The organism is Pseudovibrio sp. WM33 (assembly GCF_001623165.1).
Classification (GTDB): domain Bacteria; phylum Pseudomonadota; class Alphaproteobacteria; order Rhizobiales; family Stappiaceae; genus Pseudovibrio.
Map to the genome: position 1 here is coordinate 247,265 of NZ_LMCK01000090.1, position 11,803 is coordinate 259,067.

Consider the following 11,803-nt stretch of genomic DNA (forward strand, 5'->3'; position numbering starts at 1 on the left):
AAGAGCAGTCTAACTGCCAAGCTTGCGGCTCACGTCCGCGCCTCTCACAACTCTACAATCAAATTTAATTCAGTTGGCCTGTTGGCTTGCTCCTGCAAATTCTCCAACTGATACCGCATGCCAAGCAATTGAAGCCGGATTTCCGATACCGGCTCACGACTAAGGGAACTCCATGGCGAACCGTCCAGCACAATCTGACCCATTTGATCTCGTTGTATTTGGAGGCACCGGCGATCTTGCACACCGCAAGCTGCTCCCAGCTCTCTATCATCGCGAACCAGTCGGTCATCTGGGCGAAGACGCGCGCATCATCGCAGTTTCCCGCCGCGAGCTCAGCGACACAGAATACCGCGACTGGGCCCGGACTGCCATTTGTGAGCACGTCGCTGAAATCGATCAGGAAGCTCTCGAACGCTTCCTCGCTCGTATCCAATATGTGTCCGTTGACGTCGCTCAGAACACCGGTTGGGAAGCTCTGGAACAAAAACTGGCAGGCCGCGAAGACGTTGTCCGCGCTTTCTACCTCTCTGTTTCTCCAGACTTCTTCGGCCCAATCTGTTCCGCCCTTGGCGAACACAATCTCGTAACAGAGACGTCCCGCGTAACCATCGAAAAGCCGATCGGCAAGAACGGCAGGTCTGCTCACGACGTTAACGAGACCATCGGTTCCGTCTTCAAAGAGCACCAGATTTTCCGTATCGATCACTACCTCGGCAAAGAGACCGTTCAGAACCTTATGGCTCTGCGCTTTGCTAACGTACTGTTTGAACCACTCTGGAACGCGGCTCACATCGACCACGTACAGATCACCGTGGCAGAAACACTCGGCGTTGAGAGCCGCGCTGGTTACTACGACACCGCTGGCGCTCTGCGCGATATGGTTCAAAACCATCTGCTTCAGCTGCTTTGCCTCGTTGCTATGGAACCACCTGAATCCATGGCACCAGACAGTGTTCGCGACGAAAAGCTGAAGGTGCTCAAAGCCCTCCGTCCAATGAGCACCGAAATGGTCGAGCGCAACACTGTTCGCGGCCAGTACCGCGCTGGCGCATCCGCGGGCGGTGCAGTAAAGGGTTATCTGGAAGAACTGGGTCGCAACGATTCCAACACAGAAACCTTCGTAGCTGCCAAAGTAGACATCGAGAACTGGCGTTGGGCCAACGTCCCGTTCTACTTGCGCACAGGCAAACGCCTCGCCGCTCGTGTCTCCGAAATCACCATTCAATTCAAAGATCTGCCTCACTCCATCTTCCTGCCAGATGCTGGACGCATTGCTGCAAACAAGCTGGTCATCCGCCTACAGCCAGATGAAGGCGTGAAAATGCAGGTGATGATTAAGGACCCGGGCCCAGGCTCCATGCGTTTGCGTGAAGTGCCGCTGGACATGACCTTTGCTGAAGCATTTAGCTCCCGTCATCCGGATGCTTATGAGCGCCTCATCATGGATATGATCCGTGGCAACCAAACCCTGTTCATGCGCAGAGACGAAGTAGAAGCGGCATGGACATGGATCGACCCGATCCTCGAGCAGTGGTCCCAGATCAAAGAAGCTCCAAAACCTTATACCTCAGGAACCTGGGGCCCATCGGCCTCCATCGCCCTTATCGAGCGTGATGGTCGTACATGGCATGACGAAACATACTGATTAAGTTGCAGGTGCCGGTCCCACGGCACCTCACCACCCTAGCAAGTATTTCTCCCACTTGCGCCAATCCCCGAAACAATCAAAATTGCCTATGGGCAGAGTTGTCACAATAAAAATTAGGCTCAGAATTTAAATCGATTAAAACGACCAATAACAGGGATTCCTCCTCCCATTCCCGCAGCTGGTCATTCGGTTTGACTGATGAAAAGTCAAAGAACAAAAGGCAGAGCAAAAGACATGGTTCACCCTCGCCTCAAAGAGATTACGGATCGCATAATTGAACGCAGCGCCGCGAGCAGACAAGATTATCTTCGTCGCATGCAGGCGCAGCATACCCAAGCACCACAACGTACAAACCTCGGTTGCACAAACCTTGCACACGGCTTTGCTGCATGCCCCGCAACTGACAAGCAGCACCTCGCCACAGACAAGCAGCCAAACCTCGGTATCATCACTGCCTACAACGACATGCTCTCCGCCCACCAACCATATGAGAGCTACCCGGAAATTATCCGCGCAACAGTCCGCAAAATTCAGGCGACAGCTCAGGTTGCTGGCGGCGTACCAGCCATGTGCGATGGTGTCACGCAAGGTCTGCCAGCGATGGACCTGTCACTGTTCTCCCGCGACCTGATCGCCATGTCCGTTGCCGTAGGCCTGTCCCACGGCATGTTTGACGCAGCTGTGTTCCTCGGTGTTTGCGATAAGATTGTTCCCGGCTTGCTCATCGGCGCTTTGTCCTTCGGCCATCTGCCTGCTATCTTCCTGCCAGCGGGCCCAATGACCTCCGGCATTGCCAACGACGAGAAAGCCCGCATCCGCCAGCTGTTTGCAGAAGGCAAAGCAACCCGCGAAGAACTGCTCGCTTCTGAAAGCGCATCCTACCACTCTCCCGGCACCTGTACGTTTTACGGCACTGCAAACTCCAATCAGATGCTGATGGAGATCATGGGCCTGCACATGCCGGGCAGCTCCTTCATCAACCCGCTGACGCCCCTGCGCACAGCATTGGTTGAAGAAGCAGTCACACAAGTTGTCGAACTCACCGCACAGCGCAGCACACCTACGCCGCTCTTTGAGATCATCGACGAACGCGCGATCGTAAACGGTGTCGTTGGCTTGCACGCAACAGGCGGCTCCACCAACCACACCATGCATCTTGTTGCCGTGGCAGCCGCGGCTGGCATTCAACTCACCTGGCAGGACATTTCAGACCTCTCCGAAGTCGTCCCGCTGCTCGCCCGCGTCTATCCAAACGGCAAAAGCGATGTAAACCATTTTGAAGCAGCTGGAGGAATGGGCTTCCTTATCCGCGAATTGCTGGATGCAGGCCTGCTGCACAAAGACGTTAAAACAGTCAACGGAACTGGCTTGGACGGATACACCGTCAATGTCTTCCTTGATGACAAGGGCGGCGTCCTCCGCAAGCCAGCCCCAGCTAAGGCACTGGATGAAACCATCCTTGCGCCAATGTCCGTTCCGTTCAACAAAGACGGCGGCCTCAAAGTCCTCACAGGCAACCTCGGCTCTGCCATCATCAAAACCTCTGCTGTCGCACCTGATCGCCATATCATCGAAGCCCCAGTTCAGGTCTTCCATACGCAGGAAGATGTTGAAGCTGCCTTCAAAGCTGGCGAACTCAACAAAGATGTGATTGTCGTGCTCCGCTACGTCGGCCCGCAAGCTTGCGGCATGCCAGAAGCCCATAAACTGACACCGCCTCTTAGCGTTGTGCAGAACCGGGGGTATAAAGTCGCACTTGTAACAGATGGCCGGATGTCCGGTGCCAGTGGCAAGATCCCAGCTGCAATTCATGTTACTCCCGAGGCCATGGATGGCGGACCAATTGCAAAGGTAAAGGACGGTGACTTGCTGCGCCTTGATGCAGTAAGCGGTACGCTGGAGCTGCTTGTTCCTGCAGATGAGTTTGCGCAAAGACCTGCCGCACCTGCAGACCTGCAAGCTTACCAGAGTGGAACTGGACGAGAATTATTCGCAAGCTTCAGAGCAAACGTGAGCTCCGCCGACACCGGCGCTCGCCTTTTCAATCTGGAGCAAATCAGCAAAACCCAACAGAATGCTGACACGGTCAGCGCAATGGAGACAGTGTAATGGCTCAGAATATCGAGCGCGTAGAAGCAATCATGACCGCCGCCCCGGTGATCGCAGTTCTCATTGTGAATGACCCTAAAAAAGCAGTGCCAATGGCTCAGGCCCTCGTTGATGGTGGCATCCCCGGCATCGAGATCACCCTGCGCACCCCAAACGCTCTGGACTGCATCAAAGCAGTTGCTGACAACGTGGAAGGCGCTCTGGTTGGTGCAGGTACCGTTCTCACCCATCAGCAGTACGAAGCCTCTGTCAAAGCAGGTTCAACATTTGTCGTTTCTCCGGGCGCAACAGACAATCTGATCGCAGCTGCTGAAGACTTCCAGCAAACTCCTTTGCTTCCGGGCACATGCACTCCGTCAGAAGTGATGAAGCTTCTGGAAGCAGGCTATGAGCGTCTCAAGTTCTTCCCAGCTGTTCCAGCTGGCGGCACTCCAATGTTGAAAGGTCTGTCTTCTCCTCTGGCTGCGGCTAAATTCTGCCCAACTGGTGGTATCAACCTTGGCAACGCACGTGATTTCCTTGCTCTGCCTAACGTCCTTTGCGTTGGTGGGTCATGGATCGCAGACGCAAAAGCAATTGAATCTGAAGACTGGGCAGGCATTGAAAAGCGGGCTCGCGAAGCAGCTGCATTGACTGTTTAATCGCAAACCATCACGATTGTTTGCATTGAATTTCTTACCCGGGGCCTTACATCAAGGACCTGTCATACTCCTAAAAAGCATGAACATATTTCCGGGTAAGAAGACGCATAAAAACAAAACTTTAGAGCAGTTTGCACGTCCTGAAAAACGAGCAAGCTGCTTTACGGTAAATTGGCAAGGCGCGACACTCGCTGCCAGCCAGAAGCTATTACAAGAATAAATGGAGGCCTCGATGCCGACAGCTAATCCAAAAGATATCTTTAAGCGCCTTGATGAACACGCTCAGGCCATTCATTCCACTAAGATTACCGATCTCTTCGCTGCAGATCCTTCTCGTTTTGATAAGTTCTCCCGCTCTTCTGACGACCTGCTCTACGATTTCTCCAAGAACAAGCTGACTGAAGAAACCCTGGAGCTCCTGCTCGAACTCGCACGCGCTGCCAATGTTGAAGCAAAACGCGATGCCATGTTCGCAGGTGAGCACATCAACACCACAGAAGACCGCGCCGTGCTGCACACCGCCCTGCGCAACCAGTCCGAAAACCCGGTACTGGTGGACGGCAAGGACGTCATGCCTGACATCAACGAAGTTCTCGTCAACATGGGCGACTTCGCAGAAGGCATCCGCTCTGGCGAAATCACAGGCCACTCCGGCGAGAAAATCACGGACGTCGTCAACATCGGCATTGGTGGCTCTGACCTTGGCCCGGTGATGACAACTCTGGCTTTGGCCCCATACCATGATGGCCCAAACCTGCACTACGTCTCCAACTTAGACGGCGCACACATCGCCGACACGCTGGAGAAGCTGAACCCGGCGAAAACCCTCTTCATCATCGCCAGCAAGACCTTCACCACTATTGAGACCATGACCAACGCGGCAACGGCCCGTCGTTGGATTGCAAAGCATAACGGCGAAGAAGCTGTTGGAGCACACTTTGCAGCTGTCTCCACCGCACTGGAAAAAGTCGCAGCCTTTGGCATTTCCGAAGAGCGTGTCTTTGGCTTCTGGGATTGGGTCGGCGGACGTTACTCCATCTGGTCCGCAATCGGCCTCCCGCTTATGATCGCTATCGGCCCGGACGCATTCTCCGATTTCCTCGGCGGCGCCCATGCAATGGACAATCACTTCCGCACAACCCCGATTGAAGACAACATCCCGTTCCTGATGGGCCTCATCGGCGTCTGGCATCGCAACGTGTTGGGTTACGACACCCGCGCAGTTCTGCCATATGATCAGCGCCTCGCCCGCTTCCCTGCCTACCTGCAGCAGCTGGACATGGAATCCAACGGCAAGAGCGTCACCAAAGACGGCATTGCTGTTGAAACCCAGACCGGCCCGATCGTCTGGGGTGAGCCCGGCACCAACGGTCAGCATGCGTTCTACCAGCTGATCCACCAAGGCACGAGCATCATTCCTTGCGAATTTCTGGTTGCTGCCAACAGCCACGAAGAGGACCTGCAAGTCCACCACAATCTCCTTCTGGCAAACTGCCTTGCCCAGAGTGAAGCCCTGCTCCGTGGCCGTTCTCTGGAAGAGGTTGAAGACAAATTTCGTAAAGATGGAAAATCTGAAGAAGAGATTGCCAAACTAGCTCCACAAAAGGTCTTCCCGGGTAACCGGCCTTCAACCACCCTCCTCTATGATCGTCTTGATCCATTCACACTGGGTAGATTGATCGCGTCTTATGAACATCGCGTCTTCGTTGAAGGAGCGATTTGGAACATCAACTCCTACGACCAGTGGGGTGTTGAACTTGGAAAAGAACTTGCGACACAGCTGTTGCCAATGGTTGAAGGCAGCCAATCCGCAGCAAACAAAGACAGTTCGACCCAAGGCTTGTTAAAATACCTAAAGAAGGCAAGGAGCCTCTAATTTTTAACAAACTTTAACCATGTTCTTTTTGTTAGCTCAGCCTCACAAAGTTAGAGCTGCCAGGAGGTATCGGGGTCCGGTCAAATTGGGATTGGCAGCAAAAGGAGACTGGAAAAAATGAAAAAAATTACTCTTGCTGGTGTAAGTGTTGCATTGCTTGCCCTTGCTGGTTGTAACACATCCTCAAGCACAGACCGAACTCTCATTGGCGGTGGCCTTGGTGCTGCGACTGGTGCAGCCATCGGCGCGGCCACAGGTGGTGGCGTGGGGTCTGCAGTTGCAGGTGCAGCAATCGGCGGTGTAGCCGGCGGCATTGTTGGTAATGTGACAACTCCGAAAAACTGTACTGCCTATGATCAGTACGGTCGCCCATACCGCGTGAAGTGCCCATAAGCCTCGCAAAAAATTTGGTTACAAAATTCCAAAGGCCCTGCAATTGCGGGGCCTTTTTGCGTTGCATACCTACAACTCTCAAAAGACAAACAGTATCAGCTTAACCACCTTCCCATCTCGTCAACGACATTCACTCATCTGCAACAGATCAAGCACTACCGTGGATTTCAAACAATCAGACCATGGGTAGGATCGTGAGAAAAGCAATAATCATAACAGCCACCCTGCTCACACTCGGTGCTTGCAGTGAGTATAACCGAACAGACCGCGTCCTCGTCGGCGGTGGTCTTGGTGCCGCCACCGGCGCTGCAATTGGAGCAGCAACAGGGGATGTTGGCGCGGCCTTTGCCGGTGCAGGTATCGGTGCCGTTGCAGGCGGGTTGATTGGTGCAGCCACCACCCCGCGCCGCTGTGTCGGCTACGACAGACATGGCCGCCCTTACTACTACCGCTGCTGACACGCCCGCAGCCAACCCGGCTCAGTCAGGCGGGTCATGCGGGGTAAAAACAACACTCTCACAGGACCGGTCTGCTGGTCCATGCCAGACCGCCTCAATGTTGTTGCCATCAGGATCAAGAACAAAAGCTGCATAATATCCCGGATGATAGGAACGCGGGCCCGGTGCTCCGTTATCGTGGCCCCCATTATCCAGAGCAGCTTGATAAAACGCACGCACTTCATCTTCTGAGTTGGCCATGAATGCCAGATGAACTCTGGTAACGTTGCCATCTGTTGCAGGCGTGACAAACAGCTCGTCGAAGATGAAGAACTCATCAGTTTCATGGGTGAGTGATCTGCCAAGAGTGGCTAGGCTCGTCTTGTAGAACTTGGAACTCATCTGCAGATCTCGTACCACCAAATGTACGTGATCGATCAAACGTCCTTTGTGTACTTCCATTTGGTCCCCTCCCCGCCAGTCTTTTGCAGGTTACCGACAGACCTAAAGGTCTGTCATAAAGTCCGATGCAGACATATCAAGCTTGAAACTGCGCGGGCTCTTGGCGACAGGCTTATTCTGAAACAACTTTTTCCAAACCATCTTATGCGCAGCCGCCAAAGCCATCTTGGCGTATTTCATCACACCAACGCTGTGCCGATTGCCAGAGATCCCTGCTCTACGCAGCAAACCATTGGCATAGATAATCGCATAAAAATCCCTGACCTCAGTGGTGAAGTGCTCAGTGGTCACCGAGATGTTCACTTCATCATGGTTCTCAACCCGATGCGGGTTGTTAAGCGGCCAGTGCGCCATCTCACCCGGGCTCAGCGTCACCTTTGTAGCGAACTCATCATACCAGGGCTCAAAGCGGATCTCTTCTTCGGTCGTCCCAAGGAAGATACCTTCCAACTGCTCATCAGAAAGAAACGGTGCGGTACTTTCATAAATATAAACGTCCTTATGGCCCTTCACCTGCCATAAGGATTGTCCGGGTACATCTGCATGATAGTACACTTGAGCACCGGGGGAAGAAATCAGCATCCCGGTCTTGTGCTTAAAGGTCTCAAAGCCCGGAACCCTCACCTCGAGCTCATCAAATATCTTCGACGTGACCTGCTTGAAGCCCTCATCCCATTCCTGAAGTGCACGAAGAGAAAGCCAGAAACGCCCTTCTTCTACAGCACGAAGCACATCCTCGCCTTTGGTACCTTCAATGCTGCCCTGTAGCCATTGGGACTTCTTGGTGCCAATCGCACCGGGACGAACAAAATCATAGTGCTCAGAGGGAGTGGTCTCGATCAACCGCGCCAGGTTTTCTGGCAGAAACACAGGTAACTCATGCAGGCGGTTGTTCAGCAGGAGCGTGTGCTTGCCGAACACCTCTTTGTAATGCTCTTTCCATTCAACAATCAAATCATGCTGAAGAACCAATTCCAAATCATGATACATGACGCCGCCCAATCAGAAAAATACTAGTAAATTTTGACCAGTATATCGAAACCGCACCTGCAAACTCATTAACGCCGCAGCAAACCGGTGACAGGGTAAACAGAACCTTTACCAACGCAAAACGGGAGCCAGTGGCTCCCGCTTCTAATCTCTAAGTCCGCTTAGACTTTCAGGCCGCTTCAGTTTCCTGAACCAGAGCAGCTTCTGGAGCTACGTAAGTGTAGCCAAGGTTCTCAGCAACTTCAGCAACAGTGACTTGACCCTTATAAACGTTCAAACCCGGCAGGAAGCCTGGAATGTCGCGAAGAGCAGCTGCGTAGCCTTTGTCAGCCAGCGCCAGAACGTAAGGCAAGGTCGCATTGTTCAGCGCGTATGTTGAGGTGCGAGCCACTGCGCCTGGCATGTTTGCCACGCAGTAGTGAACCACTTCATCCACGATGTAGGTTGGATCCTGGTGAGTTGTTGCGCGGGAGGTTTCAAAACAACCACCCTGGTCGATAGCAACGTCAACCACAACAGAACCCGGCTTCATCGCCTTGATGTGCTCTTTGGTCACCAGTTTCGGCGCAGCTGCACCAGCCACCAGAACAGCACCAACAACCAGATCAGCAGCCAGAACTTCTTTCTCAAGCGCGGCACGGTTGGAGAACACTGTCTTCAAACGGGAACCGAAGCGAGCAGAAAGGGCGTCGAGAACATCAACGTTTCTGTCCAGAACGGTAACATCGGAGCCAAGGCCGATTGCCATTTCAATTGCGTGGGCGCCAACAACACCGCCGCCAATCACAACGGTTTTCGCAGGAGCAACACCCGGTACACCGCCAAGCAGAACACCAGCGCCGCCATTGGCTTTCTGCAGTGCAGTTGCACCAGCCTGAATGGAAAGACGACCAGCAACCTGAGACATAGGCGCCAGCAGAGGAAGGCGGCCTTTTTCGTCAGTTACGGTTTCATAAGCGATGCAAACCGCGCCGGAGGCGACAAGGTCAGCAGTCTGCTCTGGATCCGGAGCCAGGTGCAGGTAGGTGAACAGCAGGTGATCAGGACGGAGCATCTTGCGCTCAACAGCCTGAGGTTCTTTCACCTTCACAATCATTTCTGCTTTCGCGAAGACGTCTGCAGCAGTCGGCAGGATGGATGCGCCAGCTGCAATATAGTCAGCATCGCTCGCGCCAATGCCAACACCAGCATTGGTTTCAACAACCACGTCGTGGCCATGAGCAACAACTTCACGCACGCTGTCTGGCGTCAGACCAACGCGATATTCGTGATTTTTTATTTCCTTAGGAACACCAACAAGCATCACAATCTCCCAATCAGCTTCGGCTTTGTGTTTCTACATAGCTTATGGAAATCTCAGCTGCAGATGCTTGCAATGTGCGCACGACACGGTACATTTTAGCAAACATCTACGAATAAACATCGTTCAGACACAATAATCTGCGAAAACGGCAAAGCTATGAAACTCGACAAGCTTGATAAAAAGATCCTCCGCGCGCTGCAGGACAATGGCCGTATCTCCAATTCTGATCTTGCAGATCATGTGGGTCTGTCCGCCTCTGCCTGCTTGCGTCGTGTCCGGACTCTGGAGGGTGAAGGCGTCATCGAGAAGTACGTCGCACTGCTCAATCCGAAAAAGCTGGGCAAGCGTATGAGTGTCTTTGTCGAGATCTCGCTCGGCTCTCAGTCAGAAGAAGCCCTTTCAACATTTGAGAAGGCTGTTGATCGCTCCACCGAGATCATGGAGTGCCACCTCATGGGCGGCGATGCGGATTACATCCTGCGTGTGATGGCCGATGATCCGGTTGATTTTGAGCGCATCCACCGTGACCACCTCACCCGCCTCCCCGGCGTTGTGCGCATGCGCTCCTCCTTCGCGATCCGCTCCACCAAACAAGGCAGCGCCCTGCCAATTTCAGAGAGCTAATTCACCTCGAAAACCTTGCGGTTTTCTCACAGGCATACTCGACGCTTCTGCCAAACCTCTCTATAACAACGCTCAATTGTATATTGCTGCAGTTCTCCCGGGCTGCATGAGTATGGAGCACGACTTTGACCCCAATTATCACTTGCTTGCTGGACGGTCGCTACGAGCTGGCCGAAGGTCTCCTCTGGGATGAACTGACAAAACACCTGTTCTTCTGCGACATCCTCGGAAAACAGATCCACGCAATGCATTGGGATAGCAAAGAAGTCACCACATGGGACTTCCCGAAAGTCGTCGGCTCCTTCGGTCTTTGTAAAGACGGTCGCCTCATCGTGGCGATGAAAGACGAAATCATCCTGTTTGATACAGGCACCAAAATGTACGAGGTCATCGCGAAGATTGAGCCGGATAATCCACGTACTCGTCTGAACGACGGCAAGGTTGGACCTGACGGCGCATTCTGGGTGGGCACCATGGACGACATCAGTCCAAGAACACCAATCGCCAGCCTCTATCGCGTCACACCAGACGGCAATGTCACGCAAATCGCGACAGAGATCAGAACCTCCAACGGCTTGGCGTGGTCTCCGGACAACAAGACCATGTACCACTCTGACACCGGCTCCGGCGAAGTCTTCGCCTATGATTTCGACCGTGACTTCGGCGCAATCACCAACCAGCGCAAGTTCCTGCAGCTGGACAACACAGTGGGCAGACCGGACGGCGCAACAACAGACACCGATGGCAACTACTGGTCCGCAGGCGTCTCAGCAGGCAACGTCAACTGCTTTGACCCGGAAGGACAGCTGCTGCAATCCATCGCCATGCCAGTCCCACGCCCAACTATTCCGTGCTTTGCAGGTCCAAGCCTCAATACACTGGTCGTGGCAAGCCTGCGCCCGCATGGAGATGACGAGCTTCTCAAAGAGTTCCCTAAATCAGGTGGTCTCTTTGCAATGGATGTAGAGCACAAAGGCCTGCCAACCTGCCGCTTTGGCTAAGCGCTGCGCCAAAAGGGCCTGCCTTGCATCCAAAAAAACAAACAGATTTAGCACCGCTGGCTCATGTCCGGAGGTGTTGTCGTTTGGGCCCCCAAATACGGGGTGAGCAAGGCGAGCAGGCGATGCCTGCGCATTGTGAGTAAATTAGTTTCTTCGGCATTGGCTGCTCGCCTTGCCCGGGCGTTTTTGTATGAAACAAGATCTCCTCCGAAAGGCATTGGGAGCAGGCACCATCAGCAACAAGCACACCGGCCAGAGGCAAATGTGAGTGTCGGTGACAGCTAAACGCCTGCCAGTGTAGACGCCCATCGGGTGACCA

At 53.6% G+C, this 11,803-nt stretch carries 11 protein-coding genes; 8 read left to right on the plus strand and 3 right to left on the minus strand.

Annotated features, from left to right (window positions below):
- The first annotated feature begins 172 nt into the window (after window positions 1-172).
- From zwf to PsWM33_RS16510, 6 genes are all read left to right on the plus strand, one after another.
- Complete coding sequence (gene zwf / locus PsWM33_RS16485; protein ID WP_063300936.1) at window positions 173-1,645, plus strand: glucose-6-phosphate dehydrogenase; 1,473 nt, start codon at window positions 173-175, stop codon at window positions 1,643-1,645.
- 237 nt (window positions 1,646-1,882) lie between these two features.
- On the plus strand, window positions 1,883-3,757 hold the full coding sequence (gene edd, locus PsWM33_RS16490) for a phosphogluconate dehydratase (protein ID WP_063300937.1): 1,875 nt from the start codon (window positions 1,883-1,885) through the stop codon (window positions 3,755-3,757).
- On the plus strand, window positions 3,757-4,398 hold the full coding sequence (gene eda / locus PsWM33_RS16495; protein WP_063300938.1) for a bifunctional 4-hydroxy-2-oxoglutarate aldolase/2-dehydro-3-deoxy-phosphogluconate aldolase: 642 nt from the start codon (window positions 3,757-3,759) through the stop codon (window positions 4,396-4,398). Before edd ends, eda begins: the two co-directional genes overlap by 1 nt.
- A 232-nt stretch (window positions 4,399-4,630) precedes the next feature.
- A complete protein-coding gene (pgi, locus tag PsWM33_RS16500) occupies window positions 4,631-6,274 on the plus strand; it encodes a glucose-6-phosphate isomerase (RefSeq protein WP_063301120.1) in 1,644 nt (547 codons plus the stop codon).
- 117 nt (window positions 6,275-6,391) lie between these two features.
- Window positions 6,392-6,667, plus strand: a complete 276-nt coding sequence (locus PsWM33_RS16505) for a glycine zipper domain-containing protein (protein WP_063298105.1) — start codon at window positions 6,392-6,394, stop codon at window positions 6,665-6,667.
- A 194-nt stretch (window positions 6,668-6,861) separates the two neighbouring features.
- Window positions 6,862-7,125 carry a glycine zipper domain-containing protein gene (locus tag PsWM33_RS16510; protein WP_063298123.1) on the plus strand — a complete coding sequence of 88 codons (264 nt, stop codon included), beginning with the start codon at window positions 6,862-6,864 and terminating at the stop codon, window positions 7,123-7,125.
- Window positions 7,126-7,146: 21 nt separating this feature from the next.
- Here PsWM33_RS16510 and PsWM33_RS16515 read toward each other — a convergent pair whose 3' ends face one another.
- From PsWM33_RS16515 to ald, 3 genes are all read right to left on the minus strand, one after another.
- On the minus strand, window positions 7,147-7,566 hold the full coding sequence (locus PsWM33_RS16515; protein WP_063298106.1) for a VOC family protein: 420 nt from the start codon (window positions 7,564-7,566) through the stop codon (window positions 7,147-7,149).
- A 42-nt stretch (window positions 7,567-7,608) separates the two neighbouring features.
- Window positions 7,609-8,556 (minus strand): hypothetical protein, encoded by a 948-nt coding sequence (locus tag PsWM33_RS16520; RefSeq protein ID WP_063298107.1) that lies wholly within the window; start codon window positions 8,554-8,556, stop codon window positions 7,609-7,611.
- A 169-nt stretch (window positions 8,557-8,725) separates the two neighbouring features.
- Entirely contained in the window at window positions 8,726-9,859 is a 1,134-nt protein-coding gene (gene ald / locus PsWM33_RS16525; RefSeq protein WP_057460912.1) for an alanine dehydrogenase, read from the minus strand.
- A gap of 156 nt (window positions 9,860-10,015) precedes the next feature.
- Here ald and PsWM33_RS16530 point away from each other — a divergent pair, with 156 nt between their 5' ends.
- Complete coding sequence (locus tag PsWM33_RS16530) at window positions 10,016-10,483, plus strand: Lrp/AsnC family transcriptional regulator (RefSeq protein ID WP_057460911.1); 468 nt, start codon at window positions 10,016-10,018, stop codon at window positions 10,481-10,483.
- A 125-nt stretch (window positions 10,484-10,608) separates the two neighbouring features.
- Window positions 10,609-11,484 carry an SMP-30/gluconolactonase/LRE family protein gene (locus tag PsWM33_RS16535; protein WP_063300939.1) on the plus strand — a complete coding sequence of 292 codons (876 nt, stop codon included), beginning with the start codon at window positions 10,609-10,611 and terminating at the stop codon, window positions 11,482-11,484.
- Window positions 11,485-11,803: the final 319 nt, after the last annotated feature.

Excerpts from the sequence above, each read along its gene's own strand:
- PsWM33_RS16505 (WP_063298105.1), top strand. The coding sequence starts at position 6,392 with ATGAAAAAAATTACTCTTGCTGGTGTAAGTGTTGCATTGCTTGCCCTT.
- pgi (WP_063301120.1), top strand. The coding sequence starts at position 4,631 with ATGCCGACAGCTAATCCAAAAGATATCTTTAAGCGCCTTGATGAACAC.
- PsWM33_RS16515 (WP_063298106.1), bottom strand. The coding sequence starts at position 7,566 with ATGGAAGTACACAAAGGACGTTTGATCGATCACGTACATTTGGTGGTA.
- ald (WP_057460912.1), bottom strand. The coding sequence starts at position 9,859 with ATGCTTGTTGGTGTTCCTAAGGAAATAAAAAATCACGAATATCGCGTT.
- eda (WP_063300938.1), top strand. The coding sequence starts at position 3,757 with ATGGCTCAGAATATCGAGCGCGTAGAAGCAATCATGACCGCCGCCCCG.
- PsWM33_RS16530 (WP_057460911.1), top strand. The coding sequence starts at position 10,016 with ATGAAACTCGACAAGCTTGATAAAAAGATCCTCCGCGCGCTGCAGGAC.
- PsWM33_RS16520 (WP_063298107.1), bottom strand. The coding sequence starts at position 8,556 with ATGTATCATGATTTGGAATTGGTTCTTCAGCATGATTTGATTGTTGAA.
- zwf (WP_063300936.1), top strand. The coding sequence starts at position 173 with ATGGCGAACCGTCCAGCACAATCTGACCCATTTGATCTCGTTGTATTT.
- edd (WP_063300937.1), top strand. The coding sequence starts at position 1,883 with ATGGTTCACCCTCGCCTCAAAGAGATTACGGATCGCATAATTGAACGC.